Genomic DNA, 18,073 nt, shown 5'->3' on the forward strand with positions numbered 1-18,073 from the left:
GGCCGCCGTTCACATCACTGCATTGTCAGGCCGCCGCTGACGCTGAGCACCTGCCCGGTGATGTAGGATGCATCCTCGGACACGAGGAAAGCGATCGCAGCCGCCTGTTCCTCGGGCTTTGCCATCCTTCTGAAGGGAATGACCTTCAGCCGGCGTGCCACCAATTCGGGATCCTGGTCGGCCTCGAGCGGGGTATCAGTGGGTCCGGGCGCCGTGCAATTCACGTTGATCTTGTACCTGGCCCATTCGCGCGCGACGCTCTTTGCGAAGGCTATAACCCCCCCTTCAGGCCCGCATAGACGGCTTCGCCGCTGGTGCCCACCTTGCCGGCATCGGAGGTGACGAACAGCATCTTCCCGCCACCCTGCTCGATCATGATAGGGGCGATAGCATGGCTTAGATGCACCACGGGCATGAAATTCAAGTTTACGAGTCGACGCCAATAATCCTCCGATTCTTCGACGAAGCGGGAACTCGCGGTCCAGCCGATCAGATTGACGAAAACGTCGATCCGGCCCAGGTCGGCCTTCACTCGCGAAACCAGGTTTCGGCAGGCTGCTCCTTCGGACGCATCGATTTGATACGCTTTCGCATCGAGGCCTTCGCTGGTTATCGTTTTTGTGAGGTGCTCGGTGTTCAGGTCGGCCGCCGCGATCTGGAAACCTGCATCGGCGAGCTTGCGCACAGTGGGCAGCCCCATGCCGCCGCCGGCACCTGTGACCAATGCCACCTTTTTTACTGACATGCTTATCTCCTTAGGACGCTTTGCTCCAGCCTAGCGATTTCTGGCGCCCGCTGCACATGACAATTCTTGGCCAGGGATTAATTCCATTGCGCGTTTGTGTTCCAAACCCCGTCCCATCGACGCCGTCCGGCTTGCGGATTGCGCTCTATGTCCACTGCAGCGTATCGATTGCCGTCGGCGCCTTCTTCAAGGCGTGTTCACTGCGGGAAAGGGATTGGTCCGGTTTGGATGTACTGCTTTCCATAGATGATCATATCGCCTGCATGACGATCAACCGCGAGCATCGGCGCAACGCGTTCGACATGGCCACCACGAAGTTATTCCTCGATTGCCTGCTTGAAGTTCGGCGCAGTGATGCATCCATACTTGTGGTCAGCGGGAAGGGAACGAAAGCCTTCAGCGCCGGCATGGATATCAAGGCGGGGTCTACCTACACGAAGCGCGAACTGGAAGACTACGCGCGGATCATGCTGACCTGCCGCGAGACGCTTGACGAGTTGCCTTGTGCGACGATTGCGGCGATCGAGGGGTTTTGTCTTGGCGGCGGGCTGGAGCTTGCGCTTGGCTGCGACCTGCGCATTGCCAGCGAGGCGGCGCGGTTTGGTTTTCCGGAAGTCAGGCTGGGGGTACTGCCCAGCGGCGGCGGCACCGTGCGCGCGCCGCGCGCCATCGGCATGGCCCGGGCCCGCGAGATGCTGATCTTCGGCGAGCAGATCGATGCGCGCAAGGCCCTCGACTGGGGTCTGGTCAACCGCCTCGTTCCGGCTGAGACCGCGCTCCAGGCCGCGCTCGACTATGCCGCGACCTATGGCGACACGGTCAATCGGCAGACCGTCTCGATCCTCAAGGACATCCTCGTCTCCGGCCAGGGCGCCTCCACCCGCGTCGGACAGACGCTCGCATTCCTCGGGGATTGCGCCCTAATGGGGTCGAGCGAGTACAAGGCGGGCATGGCCAGCCTGAACAAACCCAAGAGCTGACCGGGCGGCGTGACAACCGATCCGCGCGTCGATTTCACCCGGCGCAGCGAACATGAAGCCGCCTTGTTGATCCGAGGCGCACCGTCCGGATCCCCTGCGCTGCGACGAAGGTCGGCTTTCCGACGGCTTCGGCCAAGGTCTTCCTGGCGGGCATTTTAATCGCGAACCGGGGGAAACGGCGATGTTGGAAGCCATTCAAAAAAACTCATGCTGCAAGAATGAATTACATTCGACAGTGGCAAAGGAGGCATTTAGCGTTCTCGTCCCGGTCAAATCTGCGGAGAACAGGTCCGGGCGACAAAAAACAAGAGGGAACAATCGATGAAATCCACGCACACGCATCGACGGAATTTCTTGAAGCTGGCCGCATCGATCTCCGCGATTGGTTTGGCTGGTCGGTTGCCTGCTTTCGCCCAGCAATCGTCGACCCTGCGCTATATTGCCGTTGAAGACCTGGCCTATCTCGATCCGGTAACGTCGACGGCCTATTCGACGCGCAACCATGCCTTCATGGTCTATGAAACGCTTTTTGACGTGAACTCGCGTTTCGAGCCCTTGCCCCAGATGCTGGCAAGTCACGACGTGAGCGCCGACGGATTGACCTGGACATTGACGTTGCGCGACGGACTGACCTGGCATGACGGGCAGCCGGTCACCGCCAGGACTGCGTCGCCAGCATCAAGCGCTGGGCGCAGCGCGACGGGTTCGGAACCGCGCTTATGAACGCGACCAAGGAACTTGCCGCGGACGGCGACAAAGTCATCCGCTTTGCGATGAAGACCCCGTTCCCGCTCCTTCCTAACGCGCTTGGCAAACCCAACTCGCCGCTTTGCGTCATGATGCCGGAGCGCTTGGCCAACACGGATCCCAATCAGGCGGTGACGGAAGCCATCGGCAGCGGTCCGTTCCGCTACGTTCCCGAGGAACGTGTGCCCGGCGTCCTGAACGTCTACAAGAAGTTCGACAAATACGTGCCGCGCACCGATGGTACGCCGGATTTCGTATCCGGATCCAAGAACGTGTATTTCGACGAGGTCCGGTGGACGACGATACCCGATGTCGCCACATCGACGGCGGCGCTTCAAAGTGGCGAGCAGGACTGGCTCGAAATTGTGGCGCCTGACGTTATGCCCTTGTTCGCGCAGACGCCCGAAGTTGAAGTGACCGTTCTCGATTCAGACGGCGAAATGACCATGATGCAGGTCAATCATCTGCAGCCGCCGTTCAACAATCCGGCGATTCGTCGGGCGTTCTGGGGCGCGATCGACCAGGATGCGCTTATGCAATCCGTGGTCGGCTCGGACAAGTCTCTCTACCAGACGCCTGTCGGCTTCTTCTCACCCAATAGCCCTATGGCGAACGATGCCGGGCTAGACCAGGTGCGCGCGCCCAAGTCTCACGATCAGGTTAAGCAAGACCTCATCGATGCTGGCTATAAGGGCGAAAAGGTCGTGCTGTTGGTTGCCGCGGACAATCCGGCCTACAAAGCACTCGCGACCACGATAGCCGACATCATGCCGCGCGTGGGAATGAACGTCGACTTCGTCGCATTGGATCTTGCGACCTTGTTTGCACGCAGGAAGAGCATGGACCCGGTCGAGAAGGGCGGGTGGAGCGCATTTGTTACGTCGTGGGCCGGAAGTGACTGGTTGAATCCGGCCGTACACGTAACTTTGCAAAGCGTCGGTAAGAAAGGCTATGCGGGATGGGCCGACATTCCGAAAGTCGTGGAACTTCGCAAAAAATGGTTCGTAGCGCCCGATTTGGCCGCACAAAAAACAATCTGCGAGGAAATGCAGAAAATCGCCTTTGACCAAGTTCCTTTTTACCCTCTTGGAAAGTACCTCAAGGCAACGGGCTACCGGAAGGATCGTGTAAAGGACGTGCTGAAAGGCTTTCCGATATTCTGGAACATAAAGCCGGCATAGATTGATGCCCTTGTGTCAAACAAATTCGGGTAGGAATTTTTCGTGAAAATGGCAAATCCACATCGGCGAACGTTCCTGAAGCTGGCTGCTTCCGCCAGCGCAGCATCGCTTCTGCGTCCGTCGCTGTCCGAAGCCCAACAAGAATCAACGCTCCGATACATAGCCGTCAGTGACCTGGCATATCTCGATCCGGTGACATCGACGGCCTTCTCGACACGGAACCATGCGTTCATGGTCTATGACACGCTGTTCGCCGTGAACTCGCGTTTTGAAGCCGTTCCCCAGATGCTGGCAAGCCACAAGATGAGCGAGGACGAGCTGACGTGGACACTCACGCTTCGCGACGGGCTCGCCTGGCATGACGGACAGCCTGTTACCGCCAGGGATTGTGTTGCCAGCATCAAGCGCTGGGCTCAGCGCGACCAGTTTGGCGCCGCCCTGATAGAGGCGACGCGCGATTTGGCGGACAACGGACCCGCCACGATTGTGTTTTCCTTGAAGAAGCCGTTTCCTCTTCTGGCCGACGCGCTGGGCAAGCCAAATTCGCCGATATGTGTGATGATGCCGGAACGCCTTGCCAAAACCGACCCCAATCAAGCGGTGACGGAAGCGGTGGGAAGCGGGCCGTTCCGCTATGCGGTGGAAAAGCGGGTTCCGGGCGTTCTTAACGTCTATGAGAAATTCGACAAATACGTGCCGCGCCGGGACGGCGTTCCGGATTTCGTGTCCGGCCCGAAGATTGCCCACTTCGACGAAGTCCGATGGACGACGATGACGGACATCGCCACATCGACGGCCGCACTTCAAAACGGCGAGCAGGACTGGCTCGAAATCGTCAATCCGGACGCGCGCCCGCTGCTGCAGCAGACCCCAGGGGTCGAAGCCACGGTTTTGGACAATCTGGGCGAAATGACAATGTTGCAGGTCAATCATTTGCAACCGCCCTTCAACAACCCGGCCATTCGGCGGGCGTTCTGGGGAGCAATCGACCAGGACTCGCTCATGCAGGCCGTGGTCGGCTCGGATAAGTCCCTGTACCAAACACCCGTGGGATTCTTCTCTCCCAACGGTCCGATGGCGAATGATGCCGGGATGGATAGGATCCGTACCCCGAAGTCGCGCGACCAGGTCAAGAAGGACCTCATCGATGCCGGGTACAAGGGCGAAAAGGTCGTATTTATCGTCGCCTCGGAAAACCCGACTTACAATTCACTGTCCGCCGCGCTGGCCGACACGATGACCCGTGTCGGAATCAACGTCGAATATGTTGCGCTGGATCTTGCAACACTGTTCTCGCGCCGGAAAAACACCGATTCCGTCGACAGGGGCGGCTGGAGTGCATTCGTGGTCGGGTGGGCAGGCAGCGACTGGCTGAACCCCGCTGTTCATGTTGCGTTGCGCAGCAGCGGCGCCAACGCATATGCGGGCTGGGCAAACATACCGAAGATCGTGGAGCTTAGAAAGAAATGGTTCGAGGCTCCCGACGTGGCCGCCCAGAAGGCGATCTGCGAGGAGATGCAGGCCGTGGCGTTCGAAGAGGTGCCATTCTACACGCTGGGCAAATATTTTAAAACAACCGGCTATCGCAGGGACCGCATCCGCGACGTGTTGAACGGCTTTCCGATCTTTTGGAATGTTCGGCCCGTATAAACATGTTTCCAGCGCCGGAGCGCCTTACTCTTCAAAATCGACCTTCATCAAGGTATCTCTGGCCTGCGCCTCGGCTCAGAGGCCTGACCAGTTGGCGCAAGAGCGTGAGCCTGTTCGAAAACGTCGACTAATGGACAAAGAAGCATGGCCACTTACATCTTTCGACGCATCCTGTCGACCATTCCCGTGATTGGCGTTGTTGCGATTTTCGTCTTCTCGCTTCTCTATTTCGCCCCGGGCGATCCTGCGGCCTTGATTGCCGGAGACCAGGCGTCGGTACAGGATGTAGGGAAGATACGGGAATTGCTCGGGCTCAACAGGGGCTTCGTCGTTCAGTTCGTCGATTGGTTCTTGAGTATTTGCCAGGGGGATCTTGGGACGTCCCTGTTTGCCGGACAATCGGTACTGAGCCTGATTGCGCAACGCATCGAACCGACACTGTCTCTTATGGTTCTCGCAACACTGATTTCTGTGGTCATTGGAGTGCCGCTTGGCGTATTGGCCGCGAGCCGGGAGGGAACCCTGGTCGATAGACTTGTCATGATGTTTGTCGTGTTTGGGTTTTCGGTGCCCGGCTTCATAGTCGGTTATTTGCTTGCCTATGTATTTGGCCTGAAGCTTCGCCTTACACCCGTGCAAGGCTATTCCGAACTCCACAGGGGAATCTTTCTCTGGCTGGATAGCCTGATCCTGCCCTCCTTCGCGCTCGCTTTCTCCTATATCGCGCTCATCGCGCGGATAACGCGAACAGCGATGCTCGAGACTCTGCATCAGGATTTCGTACGAACGGCCCGTGCTAAGGGCCTGTCGAATTGGTCCGTTCTTTTTGTCCACGCCCTGAAGAATGCGGCCGTCCCCATCGTCACCGTTGTCGGCATTGGCGTCGCCATGCTGATCGGAGGTGCCGTGGTAACCGAGACTGTCTTCGGCATTCCCGGATTGGGCCGCCTCACTGTGGATGCGATCCTCCGTCGAGATTATCCGGTCATACAAGGTGTGGTTTTACTATTCAGTCTATCTTACGTTTTCGTCAATTTAATCATCGATATAATGTATATATATCTTGACCCGAGGATAAGATTTTGACCGCAACCTTATCTATGAATGAGCCGAGATATTCATTCGGAAAGGATGTGCTTTGGATGATAAGAAAGAACCCGAGCCTAGCTATCGGGATGATTTTACTGGCGATTATTATCATAATTGCGTTGATCGCGCCGTGGATTTCGTTCGCCGATCCAACCGCCGTCGCCCCGATAAAGCGCAATCTGCCGCCTTCGCACTCCGCGTGGTTTGGTACGGATGCACTTGGTCGCGACATCTATGCGCGCACTATCTACGGAACCCGCGTATCGGTCGCCATTGGCTTCAGCGTCGCTGCTGTAACATCTATCTTGGGTCTTGCGATCGGCTTGGTCTCCGGGTTCATTCGTGCACTCGACGGAATAATAATGCGAATAACTGATGGATTGATGGCGATACCGTCCATCCTCCTGGCGGTCGCATTGATGGCCCTGACCGGCGGGAGTTTGTGGACTGTGATCGGAGCGATTACCGTCGCCGAGACGCCGCGAATGGCCCGGCTCGTCAGGGGTGTCGTCCTATCGATACGCGACCAGCCCTTTGTGGAGGCCGCGATTACCACCGGCACCAGGACTCCGGTCATCATGTTGCGGCACATTCTGCCCAATACCGTGCCGACACTCAGTGTGCAGGCTACTTACGTTTGCGCCAACGCCATGATCACCGAATCCTTCCTGTCATTCATCGGCGCCGGTGTGCCGCCGATCACCCCGTCATGGGGCAACATTATCGCTGAAGGTCGGGCGCTTTGGCAGATTTATCCGCATATGATCGCGTTTCCAGCCATCTTCCTGTCTGTCACTGTGCTTTCGGTGAACATGTTGGGCGATGGAATTCGAGACGCCATGGCTCCACGCAAGATTTCAGGTTCGTAATACTAATGGATGGCCTGCTTCCGATGGGACACCGATGACTTTGCTTACCGTGGACAATTTGAACGTCAGCTTTCAAAGCGACGGCGGTTTTAACAGAGCTGTCGATGGCGTGTCGTTCAAGGTAGAAAGGCAGCAGACGGTCGCGATCGTTGGCGAAAGCGGCTCCGGTAAATCCGTGACCGCGATGTCGATCCTGAAGCTGCTTTCGGAACCGCCCGCCAAGATCACCGGGTCGATTTTGTTCGAGGGCAAGGACCTTCTCGGGTTTTCCGAGAAGGAAATGCGATCTGTCAGAGGCAACCAGATCAGCATGATATTTCAAGAACCCATGACGAGTCTGAATCCCGTTATGAGCGTTGGACGTCAGATTGGGGAGCCGCTGCGTCTTCACAGGAAGATGAGCAAGGCGCAGGCCCGGATAGGATCGGCAGAATTGCTGTCGCTCGTCGGCATTCCCGAGCCCCAGCGGAGATTGAAGGAGTATCCGCATCAGCTGTCGGGCGGCATGCGCCAGCGCGTCATGATCGCCATGGCGCTTGCCTGCTCGCCGAAGCTGTTGGTCGCCGACGAGCCGACGACGGCGCTTGACGTGACTATTCAGGCGCAGGTTCTCGAACTTATACGCGATCTTAAAAGCCGCATTGGCTCGGCCATAATCATGATCACGCACGATTTGGGCGTAGTGGCCGAGGTTGCCGACCGGGTCGTGGTGATGTATGCCGGCTATAAGGTCGAGGAGGCAAGCGTTGCGTCTCTGTTTCGCACGCCCCTCCATCCTTATACGATCGGATTGCTCAACGCCGTGCCGAAGCTCGGCGCAAGTGCGAGTGGCCGCGAAAGCAGATTGGCGGAAATACCCGGAAGCATCCCGAGCACCTCGGCGCTGATAAAGGGTTGCGTGTTTGCGGGGCGATGTCCGCGAGCAACAGATATATGTTTGACCGTGGCTCCGCCTCTTGAAGAGAAGCGACCAGATCATCAAGTCGCTTGCCATCACGCGGAATGAGGGGAACCGACATGGAACAACCCGTTCTGTCTGTGCGCAATCTTACCAAGCACTTTCCGTTGCCGAGCGGCATGTTGTCTTCCCGCAAGGCGTCCGCCATTCACGCCGTGGATGGAGTGTCCTTCGACATTGGCCGAGGAGAAACACTGTCCATCGTTGGCGAATCCGGGTGCGGAAAATCAACCGTCGGACGAGCGATTCTGCGGCTGACAGTCCCGACGTCCGGCGAGGTATGGATCAACGGGGCAAGAATAGACAATGTTTCAACCCGGCAACTGCGCCCACTTCGCAAGTCTTTCCAAGTCGTCTTTCAAGACCCTTTTTCAAGCCTCAACCCGCGTATGTATGTCAGGGACATCATTGCCGAACCGCTGTTGAATTTCTCCATTGCGGCTGGCGGCAAGGATGTCACCGAACGCATAGCGGCTTTATTGAAGATGGTTGGATTGCCGCGGGAGGCGATGAACCGGCGGCCGCACGAATTTTCAGGCGGGCAGCGTCAAAGGATTGGAATAGCCAGGGCGTTGGCGGCGGAGCCCGAAATAATCGTATGCGACGAGGCCGTCTCAGCGTTAGATGTTTCGGTCAAGGCGCAAATCGTAAATCTGTTGGGCGACCTGCAAAACGAACTGGGTCTCGCGATACTGTTTATCAGCCATGATCTGGCGATCGTTGAGCATTTGTCGCAGCGGGTCGCGGTCATGTACCTGGGCGTGATCGTCGAGATCGGTTCGACGAAAGACGTCTTTCTTTCTCCCAACCATCCTTACACGAAGGCGTTGCTGGAATCGGCTCCTGTGGTCGATCCCGGTATGAAGCGGGATAGACGCCTCCTAAAAGGCGAGATCCCGAGTCCAATCGATTTGCCTGTCGGATGCAGGTTCGCCAGCAGATGTCCGTTCGTCTTTGACAGATGCCGGTCCGAAGAACCTGCGTTGCTACCCGTCGGCGCAGGTCATCTGTCGGCCTGCCACCTCAATTCCGTTGGCCCAAGCCGAACTTGGCCGAAATCGTCATGACGTCTTGATTTCGAGAGGCAAGCAGTGAACGGCAACCACAGATGGCGGGACCGCGCCGCTACGACTTTCCAGTGCGAAAAGCAAGCGGCGGCCGGCAGTCGGGGCGTGGCTGTCACCAATCATCCTTTGGCGACTGCCGCGGCATCGGAAATGCTTTTGGCAGGCGGAAACGCCTTCGATGCGGCGAGCGCGGCATTGTTTACCCTGACCGTGGTCGAGCCGATGATGGTCGGGCTTTTGGGCGGCTGCATGGCCCTGCTGCGAACGGCCGATGGCGAGACCCGGGTCTTGGATGGAAACTGTGCGGTGCCTTCAGCGGCTCGTCCTGATTTGTTCCAGCCGCTTCCTCTCTCACACGCGACAAATATGCCGTGGTTGATCGAGCCAATTCCGTGGGGGCGAAGTCCGTCGCGGTACCCGGCGCGCTTCCGACGTGGTGCGAGATGCAGCGGCGCTGGGGCAAATTCACATTGGCCGACGTGATCGAGCCGGCTATCCGCATCGCCAGACGCGGCTTCATTGTCACGCCTTATTTGCAATCCTGCATCGAAGATGCGGCAGACGACCTTCTGCAGGATGAAACGATAGCAAAGTGGCTGCTGCCAAAGGGCCAACCCCTTCGAGCGGGCGACAGATTGGCCAACGAACTCTATTCCGAGACTTTGGTTGCCGTCGCCTCCGCTGGGCCCGAAGCAATCCATGGGGGAACTTTCGGCGAGGCGTTGGTGGCTTGCCTCGCACGGCAGGGCGGCATCTTGTCTTCAGCTGATCTGACAAATTATCGGGTCAAGGAGGCGTCTCCAATTTCCGGCGAGTATCGCGGCTGGCAGGTGACATCGGTTCCGCCTCCCTCCGCCGCAGGTGTCCACATTGTCCAGATGCTCAAGGTCCTGGAAGGATTTGACCTGCGCAGCATCGGATTCGGCAGCGCCGAGATGATTCATATACTCGCCGAAACGATGAAGCTTGCGTTTGCCGACCGGGAACAAGCAACCGGCGATCCGGCATTTGTGAGCGTGCCGGTCGAGACATTGATGTCCTCCGACTACGCAAGGCAGCGGCGCGGTTTGATTGATCTCAAGCAGGCGCAGAATTGGTCAAGCGGACTGTCCACCGGTGAAAGCCCAAATACCACGCACATCACGATCGCCGACGCCGAAGGAAATCTCGTCTGCAGCACCCAGACCATAAGCTCGATCTTCGGCGCACGCATTATGGTTCCCGAGACTGGAATGATCCCCAACAACTATTTGGCGGTGTTCGATCCGGTGCCCGGCAGAACGCAATCGCTCGAGCCTGGCAAACGGGTCACCACGTCCATGGCTCCGACCATAGCACAAAAGGATGGGAAACTTCGGTATGCGCTGGGTCTTCCCGGCGGAAAACGTATTTTCCCGACCGTCCTGCAAGTCTTGGTGGATCTGTTCGATCATGGGATGACGTTGCAGGAAGCCGTCGAAGCGCCGCGGATTTTTGCCGAAGGGGACACGCTCGAAGTCGAGGACACCGTACCGGAAAATGTGGTAAAGGCGCTGAGAGGCAAGGGCCATGATTGTGTTGTCGTGCCCCAGATTGCTGGCGGCATGAACGGCATCGCGTTTTGCGACGACGCTAGCATGATTGGAGCAAGCTGTTGGCGCGCTGATGGAACCGTGGCCGCTTTGGGAGGCGGATTGGCGCGATCGGATGTGCACTTCTGGCCTGAAGCGCCGCCAACAATCCCCGCCAATTCGCCAGTTTGACAACCTATCACTTTACAGCAAGACCAATCAACAGCGTAGATCGACATGCATACTACCTTGCCAGGCGATCCAGACGAGATCCGTCGAATATTCGAGAGTTTTGAACGGTATCGTCAGGAGGCCCCTCGCGGCAATCTAAAGGGCGCAGCGGTCTGCATCCCAGTTGGTCTGGCCGGTGGCGAACCGGCAGTTGGACTGATCAAACGGGCGTCTGCGCTCCGTGCGCATCCAGGCCAGTTTGCGTTTCCCGGCGGCAAGCGCGACATGGGCGAGACAGCTGTAAAAGCTGCACTGCGTGAACTGAGGGAAGAACTGGGGATAGTCGTCGCAGAAGACCGCATCCTCGGCAGACTCGATGACTTCGTATCACGGTCGGGTTATGTGATGTCGCCCGTTATTGTTTGGGTGGGAGATATGGGAGAGATCCGGCCCAACCCCAGCGAGGTCGCACGAGCATTCACCATATCGCTTCTGCATCTGAGCTCACCTGGCATAGCTGAGTGGTTTTACGTTGCGGACAGCTCTCGGCCAGCTCTGCGCTTGGCCATTGGTAGCTCCTACCTTTATGCCCCGGCTGCGGCAATTTTGTTTCAGTTTATGGAGACGCTGATGGGACGTATCACCCGCGTGTCAGACATTGAACAGCCGGAATTTGCGCGTCAGTAGATACGGCAGAGATCGGCGACAAAATGCGGATGTTGTTGGCGTTGGTCGAAGACCTGGGCCCGACGCGGCTGTGAAAGTCAGTGTGGCCGACGATTGTGACACCGTTCTTCACAACAATCTTCTGGGCTGAGACGGTCAGTCGCAATTGCCGCCGCGCTCGGCTGCGAGATCGACCACGACCGAACCGGACTCACCATATCGGCGGCCGAAGATTTAGGCGCATCACGGTCGGGATTAGGGCCGTTGTGATGACTAAATCCACCTGAGGAGCCTTGGGGACGAAACAGTTCCGTTTGCTTGAGCACGGAATTCGGACGTCAGGGTGCGGCACAGCCGCTAGGCTCAGGACCTATTAATTCCGTTTGAGATGTGATTCACGGTCTCCAATTGGAGGCCGTGATGGGTGATTTGTTTCTGTTGAGCGAGCGCCAGATGGTGCGGATATCGCCGTTCTTCCCGCTGTCGCACGGAGTTCCCCGGGTAGATGACCGGCGGGTGGTGAGCGGCATCATCTACGTGATCCGCAACGGGCTGCAGTGGAAAGACGCGCCGGCCGGCTACGGCCCGCACAAGACGCTCTACAATCGCTTCATCCGCTGGAGTCTGATGGGAGTGTTCGACCGCATCTTCGCCGGCCTTGCCGGGGAAGGACCGAAGCCCGAGCGCATCATGATCGATGCGACGCATCTGAAGGCGCACCGCACGGCGGCGAGCCTGCTTAAAAAGGGGATGTTCCCCGTCGTATCGGGCGAACCAAGGGAGGACTGAACTCCAAGCTCCACACCGTCTGCGACGGTGAAGGCCGGCCGATCATCCTGCTCCTGTCAGAAGGCCAGATGAGCGACCACAAGGGTGCCCGTCTCGTCCCTGACGCCTTGCCGCCAGCCTCTCATCTCATCGCTGATCGCGGCCACGACAGCGCATGGTTCCGCGAGGAACTGGAAGCCAGGGACATCGAGCCGTGCATCCCGTCGAGCCGGAGCCGCAAAGTCCCATACGCCTACGACACCACGCTCTACCGCCAGCGCCACAACATCGAGAACCTGTTCGCCAAGCTCAAGGACTGGCGGCGCATCGCCACCCGCTACGACCGATGTGCCCACACATTCTTCTCGCCCATCTGCATCGCAGCCGCCGTCATCTTCTGGCTCTGATCAATGAGTCCTGAGCCTAGTCACCTGAATCTGAAGTTCGGTTCATTGTCTTCTGGCAGAAACGCTTGACCGATGCGAGGATCTGGTCGGCGGATTTGACCCACTTGTATGGGGTGGGGTTTTCGTTGTGGGTTTCGATGAATGCGTCGATGTCGGCCTCCAGTTCTGCGGTGGAACGGTGTACGCCGCGCTGCAACTGCTTTCGCGTCAGCTCGGCGAACCACCGCTCGACCTGATTGATCCAGGATGCCGACGTTGGCGTGAAGTGAACATGCCAGTGTGGGCGGCGCGCGAGCCAGGCCTTAATCCTCGGCGTCTTGTGGGTCGCATAGTTGTCCATCACCAGATGCACGTCCGGCCCATCGGGCATTTCGGCGTCGATCCGCTTCAGGAAATCGAGGAATTCGGTGGCCCGGTGACGCTTGTAGCACTGACCGATCACCGCCCCGGTGGCAACATCTAGCGCGGCAAACAGCGATGTCGTGCCGTTGCGGACATAGGTATGGGTGCGCCGTTCGGCGACGCCCGGCGCCATGGGCAGCACAGGCTGCTCGCGATCCAAGGCCTGGATTTGCGACTTCTCATCCACGCAAAGCACGACCGCCCGGTCCGGAGGCGACATGTAAAGACCGACGATGTCCTGCACCTTGTCGACAAAGAGCGGATCAGAGGAAAGCTTGAATGTCTCGGCACGATGCGGCTGCAGGCCAAACGCGGTCCAGATCCGACGGATGGTGGTATGCGAAAGGCCGCTGTCGGCTGCCATCGAACGGATGGACCAGTGCGTGGCATCCTTAGGAGTGGTGTTCAACGTACGCTCGACGACCTGGGCAACCTGGGTATCGGAGACAGTTCGCGGTCGACCCGCACGATATTCATCTGTCAGCCCTTCAATACCATCCTGTATGAACCGGCGGCGCCACTTGCCAACCGTGTGCTCGTGAACACCCAGGCGTTCGGCAACGTCCTTGCTTTGCAAGCCCTGCGCGCACAAAAGGATCATCCGGCATCGATCCGACAAGGAGCGTGGCGCTTTATGCCGGCGCACCTGAGATTCAAGAAAACTTCTATCCGCGTCGCTCAGAACGACGACGTCCGCCTGCCTGCCAACCATCGATCAAACTCCTGCTCTTGTGACAGAAGCCCAACAAAATGAACCTTACTTTGGTTCCAGGTGACTAGTTGGGGCGTCATCCTGCTGGTCCGAGAAGTCGAGAAATAGAGAAATAGAAACTCGCGCTCATCGATTTCGGCACGTTCGGGGCGGACGTCGAAGGCGCGCATGATCGTCACCCAGGCCACGGGCCGCCTCCATTGCAGCAAGCCCGGCGACGCCTGCGCCAATTACCAGCACCTGGCACTTCGCCGGCGACCGTCACTTGATCCGAAAAGCGACCGAAATTGTTCACCGCCTCGATGACCACCCAGTAGCCGGCGCTGTTGGCCTCAAGGGGGCGCCTCCATCTCTGTGCTGGCTGATACGCGGCACCATGTCGATTGCGATGACGGTAACGCCCTTCTTGTTAGCAAGCTCGAGCAACGCATCGTTTTGGCCGGGGTAGAACAGGGAGATCAGCGTCTGCCGGCACGTGCTTCGACCACGACCTGATAGCCGAGCCTTGCCATGTGCGCCGCCGATTTGATCGCGCCAACCATCTCTCCCACAAAGGTCTCCTAAGTGCGCCAATCTTCTTAGATCCACTTTCTCCTGATAGGGCGCAACCGTGAGTCGGTCGCCGCCAAGGAAGCTGAGCGATCGATGCCGCCCCATCTTGCTAGAAAAGACCGGCGACATACCGGCCACCTCGGTGCCAATATTAACAATGTCATCCTGAAACGTCAGCAAAGACATGCTCGCTCGCAGGAAAGCGCCTTTGTCGAACGTCCTCGGCGTACGAAGCTATGGCATGGTCCGCATCACCTAACAGCTCAGCATACCGTTTGACGAATTTGGGCTTGAACGACGAAAACAGACCGAGCATGTCGTCTACTACAAGAATCTGTCCGTCGCACGCCGAGGAAGCGCCGATGCCTATAGTGGGGATGGAAATCCGTTGCGTAATCGCACGGGCAATTGATTCCGGGACCTTTTCCAGAACAACCGCAAAGGCCCCTGCTTCGGCGACGGCAACGGCATCGTCGATGACCCGACTGGATGCCGCACCCCTGCCCTGAACCTTGTAACCGCCGAGCACATTGAAAGCCTGGGGCGTCAGACCGACATGAGCCATGACGGGAATGCCACGGGCAGTTAGAAAGCCTATCGTTGGCACTATACGCGCGCCGCCCTCTAGCTTCACTGCCGCGCATCCGGTTTCAGCCATCACACGCGCGGCACTCTGAAAGGCTTGCTCGGGAGTTCCCTCGTAGGAACCGAACGGCATGTCCACAACCATCAGGGCATGTGCCAGGCCGCGCCTCACGGCCTTGCCATGTAGTATCATCATGTCGAGCGTTACACCCAACGTAGACGGTAGACCATGAAGAACCATTCCCACGCTATCTCCCACCAGGACGATATCGCAATGGCGATCGACGAGATTGGCGATAGGGGTAGTATAGGCCGTTAGGCAGACGAGCGGAGCGCCATTCTTGCGGACCATTATTTCTGAAGGCGTCAACGCCTTATCTTTTCTCTCGACACCCATAATCCTCGACTCTTGTCATCAACAGCACCGTCTTGAGTTCCTGCGCAATATTATCCGGTCAGGGTGTTTCGGGATGTATCCTTTGTCGGTCCCGGTGCTAGCGCCGATGACCAAAACTGCTCCAGTCCATTGACTTGGGAGTGCTCGCAGTGGAAGGGATCGACCGTTGCCTTGAGCTACCGAGGTGACCTGAGCCACCTCAGTCCTCTCACGATCAGTGGGTAAGAATCTGAGGTCGGGTCTCTCAGGCCGGCAGCGCGCCGGACTTCTTCGCCGTCCAGGTGGCGATATAGTCCATCAAGCCGGGGTTGAGGCAGTCATAGGGCTCCAGCCCGATCGTCTTCAACCGCGCCCGGATGCCGTCCATCCGCTTCGGATCGACACCGGATTCGATGATCGACGAGACAAAAGCGGTGAAACCCGGCGGCGACCAGCCGTCTTCCTCGAAGCGCTCGGGATGGAGGAAGGTCAGGCCCTTGAACGGGTGGTCGCGCTCGACCGGGCCATGCATGTGAACGCCGCAGCCGGTGCAGGCATGGCGCTGGATCAGCGCTGCCGGATCGACCACTTTGAGCTTGTCGCCATTCTCGGTGACGCTGACATCGCCGGTGCCGGCGACGGCCACGACCGAGAACACCGCGCCCTCCGGCTTCCAGCACTTGGTGCAGCCGCAGGCATGGTTGTGGGCGATCTGGCCCTTGACCTTCACCTTCACCGGCTCGCTGGTGCAGGCGCAGACCAGCGTGCCGCCGGCAAAGGCAGCACTTTCCTTCGGCAAACCGTTGTCGATCTTCGGATGCAGTTTTTCCGCCATTTTCTTCTCCTCCCAGTTGTGAACCACAGAGGTCGCTGGCCGGTCGGTCGGCGGCGTGTGGCCTTGCTTCAGTAAACCACCACGCTCCTGATCGACTTGCCCTCATGCATGAGGTCGAACCCCTTGTTGATGTCCTCCAACTTCAACGTATGGGTGATCATCGGGTCGATCTGGATCTTTTTCTCCATGTACCAGTCGACGATCTTCGGCACGTCGGTGCGGCCGCGCGCGCCGCCGAAGGCGGTGCCCATCCAACTGCGGCCGGTGACCAACTGGAACGGCCTGGTCGAGATCTCCTGGCCAGCCCCTGCGACGCCGATGACGACCGATTTGCCCCAGCCGCGATGCGAGGCTTCCAGCGCCTGGCGCATCACCTTGGTGTTGCCGGTGCAGTCGAACGTGTAGTCGGCGCCGCCGATCTGGTCGGCGCCGCGCTTGGTCATGTTGACCAGGTGCGGAACGATGTCGCCGTCGATCTCCTTCGGATTGACGAAATGCGTCATGCCGAAGCGCTCGCCCCATGCCTTCTTGTCGTTGTTGAGGTCGACACCGATGATCATGTCGGCGCCGGCAAGGCGAAGGCCCTGGATGACGTTGAGGCCGATGCCGCCGAGGCCGAAAACGACGGCGGTGGCGCCTTGCTCGACGCGTGCCGTGTTGATGACCGCGCCGATGCCGGTGGTGACGCCGCAGCCGATGTAGCAGATCTTGTCGAAGGGCGCGTCGGGATTGACCTTGGCCAGCGCGATCTCGGGCAAGACCGTAAAATTGGAGAAGGTCGAGCAGCCCATGTAGTGGAAGATCTTGTCCTTGCCGATCGAGAAGCGCGACGAGCCGTCCGGCATCAGGCCTTGGCCCTGCGTGGCGCGGATGGCGGTGCACAGATTGGTTTTCCTGGACAGGCAGGACGGGCACTGGCGGCATTCCGGCGTATAGAGCGGAATGACATGGTCGCCCTTCTTGACCGAGGTGACGCCCTTGCCGACATCGACGACCACGCCGGCGCCCTCATGGCCGAGGATGGCCGGGAACAGGCCTTCTGGATCGGCGCCCGACAAGGTGAACTCATCGGTGTGGCAGATGCCGGTCGCCTTGATCTCGACCAGCACCTCGCCCTCGCGCGGACCGTCGAGGTCGACCTCCATGATCTCCAGCGGTTTTCCTGCGGCGGCAGCGACAGCGGCGCGGGTTTTCATGAACCGATACCTTTCAGATGAAACCAGAAAGTTACGCCAAGCAAACTGTGAAGCTAATCGGCCATCCCTCCAGCCTGAATTCCGCAGTCTGGCTCGGGTGGATTCTTAGCGAGCTCTGAGCGCCCGAGGAACTCAAAAATTTTGGCCCAATGTGCGTCGGTATTGGCCACAGCGGTCCTTGCTGGCGTGGGGACGGCGTTGCGGCATCAAGTCCTCTGATATTCCAGCCCTTTTTCGAGCGGTCCGAGGACACCAGAAGTGATCAATCAGATCGAACGCCACCGTGGTGTCAATGTGGACTTCTTGGCCTTCGCCGGCGCGCTCCTTTTGGAGAAGGGCCAAGCTGCCGCAGATCTTGTCAGCAATCATCAGTTGCACATTTTCGGGTTCTCCGCTCCTTCGCCTAACTGACCGAGATCCTTCAGCATTTGGCTTGCGTATGCTATTCCAAAGTCCGAAACTCGAAGGGTCACCCCGATATTTTCCACCGGTATCGAGCATTGCTTACGCCCCGAGGTTTGGTACCTCAAGCGCTTTTTGTTCCTTTGCTATGAGTTTGACTCATAA

The 18,073-nt window shown here is 58.4% G+C and carries 16 protein-coding genes and 4 pseudogenes; 12 read left to right on the forward strand and 8 right to left on the reverse strand.

Annotation, left to right across the window (positions count from 1 at the left end):
* Positions 1-14: 14 nt before the first annotated feature.
* A pseudogene (locus tag ACVDG8_RS37550) lies at positions 15-745 on the reverse strand (SDR family NAD(P)-dependent oxidoreductase).
* A 56-nt stretch (positions 746-801) separates the two neighbouring features.
* Between ACVDG8_RS37550 and ACVDG8_RS37555 the strand changes: the two are divergent.
* The 7 genes and pseudogenes from ACVDG8_RS37555 (at position 802) to ACVDG8_RS37585 (ending at position 9,286) form a co-directional block, all read left to right on the forward strand.
* Complete coding sequence (locus tag ACVDG8_RS37555; protein ID WP_447250457.1) at positions 802-1,725, forward strand: enoyl-CoA hydratase/isomerase family protein; 924 nt, start codon at positions 802-804, stop codon at positions 1,723-1,725.
* Positions 1,726-2,046: 321 nt separating this feature from the next.
* Positions 2,047-3,653: pseudogene (locus tag ACVDG8_RS37560) on the forward strand (ABC transporter substrate-binding protein).
* A 48-nt stretch (positions 3,654-3,701) separates the two neighbouring features.
* Positions 3,702-5,303 (forward strand): ABC transporter substrate-binding protein, encoded by a 1,602-nt coding sequence (locus ACVDG8_RS37565; RefSeq protein WP_447250669.1) that lies wholly within the window; start codon positions 3,702-3,704, stop codon positions 5,301-5,303.
* A 144-nt stretch (positions 5,304-5,447) separates the two neighbouring features.
* Positions 5,448-6,389: an ABC transporter permease gene (locus ACVDG8_RS37570; protein ID WP_447250459.1), complete on the forward strand. Its 942-nt coding sequence runs from the start codon at positions 5,448-5,450 to the stop codon at positions 6,387-6,389.
* A 14-nt stretch (positions 6,390-6,403) separates the two neighbouring features.
* Positions 6,404-7,261 carry an ABC transporter permease gene (locus ACVDG8_RS37575; protein WP_447250670.1) on the forward strand — a complete coding sequence of 286 codons (858 nt, stop codon included), beginning with the start codon at positions 6,404-6,406 and terminating at the stop codon, positions 7,259-7,261.
* A gap of 34 nt (positions 7,262-7,295) precedes the next feature.
* Positions 7,296-8,267, forward strand: a complete 972-nt coding sequence (locus tag ACVDG8_RS37580) for an ABC transporter ATP-binding protein (protein WP_447250460.1) — start codon at positions 7,296-7,298, stop codon at positions 8,265-8,267.
* Positions 8,268-8,278: 11 nt separating this feature from the next.
* Positions 8,279-9,286, forward strand: a complete 1,008-nt coding sequence (locus ACVDG8_RS37585; RefSeq protein ID WP_447250461.1) for an ABC transporter ATP-binding protein — start codon at positions 8,279-8,281, stop codon at positions 9,284-9,286.
* 119 nt (positions 9,287-9,405) lie between these two features.
* On the opposite strand, the gene ACVDG8_RS37590 is transcribed toward ACVDG8_RS37585, so the two are convergent.
* The gene (locus ACVDG8_RS37590; RefSeq protein ID WP_455707961.1) at positions 9,406-9,537 is read right to left on the reverse strand and encodes a hypothetical protein; all 132 of its coding nucleotides are present in this window, start codon (positions 9,535-9,537) and stop codon (positions 9,406-9,408) included.
* Here ACVDG8_RS37590 and ACVDG8_RS37595 point away from each other — a divergent pair.
* The 3 genes from ACVDG8_RS37595 to ACVDG8_RS37605 are packed head-to-tail and all read left to right on the forward strand — an operon-like array spanning position 9,482 to position 11,694.
* Positions 9,482-9,769, forward strand: coding sequence for a hypothetical protein (locus tag ACVDG8_RS37595; protein ID WP_455707959.1), 288 nt, complete (start codon positions 9,482-9,484; stop codon positions 9,767-9,769). The two genes, ACVDG8_RS37590 and ACVDG8_RS37595, sit on opposite strands and share 56 nt — an antisense overlap.
* Positions 9,679-11,028, forward strand: coding sequence for a gamma-glutamyltransferase (gene ggt / locus ACVDG8_RS37600; RefSeq protein WP_455707929.1), 1,350 nt, complete (start codon positions 9,679-9,681; stop codon positions 11,026-11,028). The genes ACVDG8_RS37595 and ggt overlap by 91 nt, the downstream gene beginning before the upstream one ends.
* Positions 11,029-11,073: 45 nt before the next feature.
* Positions 11,074-11,694 carry an NUDIX hydrolase gene (locus ACVDG8_RS37605; RefSeq protein ID WP_447250463.1) on the forward strand — a complete coding sequence of 207 codons (621 nt, stop codon included), beginning with the start codon at positions 11,074-11,076 and terminating at the stop codon, positions 11,692-11,694.
* Positions 11,695-11,719: 25 nt separating this feature from the next.
* Here ACVDG8_RS37605 and ACVDG8_RS37610 read toward each other — a convergent pair.
* A pseudogene (locus tag ACVDG8_RS37610) lies at positions 11,720-11,965 on the reverse strand (Re/Si-specific NAD(P)(+) transhydrogenase subunit alpha); the annotation flags it as partial.
* Positions 11,966-12,093: 128 nt separating this feature from the next.
* Here ACVDG8_RS37610 and ACVDG8_RS37615 point away from each other — a divergent pair.
* Positions 12,094-12,848 (forward strand): IS5 family transposase gene (locus tag ACVDG8_RS37615; RefSeq protein ID WP_455707930.1). Its coding sequence is split into 2 segments (ribosomal slippage): positions 12,094-12,427 and positions 12,427-12,848, totalling 756 coding nucleotides; the frame shifts between segments, so codons are not numbered across the junction.
* 16 nt (positions 12,849-12,864) lie between these two features.
* On the opposite strand, the gene ACVDG8_RS37620 is transcribed toward ACVDG8_RS37615, so the two are convergent.
* The 5 genes and pseudogenes from ACVDG8_RS37620 to ACVDG8_RS37640 all read right to left on the reverse strand — a co-directional run bounded on the left by ACVDG8_RS37620 (position 12,865) and on the right by ACVDG8_RS37640 (position 17,506).
* Entirely contained in the window at positions 12,865-13,962 is a 1,098-nt protein-coding gene (locus ACVDG8_RS37620; protein ID WP_447250464.1) for an IS630 family transposase, read from the reverse strand.
* A 74-nt stretch (positions 13,963-14,036) separates the two neighbouring features.
* Positions 14,037-14,430 (reverse strand): annotated as a pseudogene (locus ACVDG8_RS37625) (Re/Si-specific NAD(P)(+) transhydrogenase subunit alpha); the annotation flags it as partial.
* A gap of 244 nt (positions 14,431-14,674) precedes the next feature.
* The gene (gene panB / locus ACVDG8_RS37630) at positions 14,675-15,496 is read right to left on the reverse strand and encodes a 3-methyl-2-oxobutanoate hydroxymethyltransferase (RefSeq protein ID WP_447250466.1); all 822 of its coding nucleotides are present in this window, start codon (positions 15,494-15,496) and stop codon (positions 14,675-14,677) included.
* A gap of 244 nt (positions 15,497-15,740) precedes the next feature.
* Positions 15,741-16,310 (reverse strand): S-(hydroxymethyl)glutathione synthase, encoded by a 570-nt coding sequence (gene gfa / locus ACVDG8_RS37635; protein ID WP_447250467.1) that lies wholly within the window; start codon positions 16,308-16,310, stop codon positions 15,741-15,743.
* Between the two features lie 68 nt (positions 16,311-16,378).
* A complete protein-coding gene (locus tag ACVDG8_RS37640) occupies positions 16,379-17,506 on the reverse strand; it encodes an S-(hydroxymethyl)glutathione dehydrogenase/class III alcohol dehydrogenase (protein WP_447250468.1) in 1,128 nt (375 codons plus the stop codon).
* Between the two features lie 258 nt (positions 17,507-17,764).
* Here ACVDG8_RS37640 and ACVDG8_RS37645 point away from each other — a divergent pair, with 258 nt between their 5' ends.
* Complete coding sequence (locus ACVDG8_RS37645) at positions 17,765-17,917, forward strand: hypothetical protein (protein ID WP_447250469.1); 153 nt, start codon at positions 17,765-17,767, stop codon at positions 17,915-17,917.
* The last annotated feature ends 156 nt before the right edge of the window (positions 17,918-18,073 follow it).

Source organism: Mesorhizobium sp. ORM8.1 (assembly GCF_053005525.2).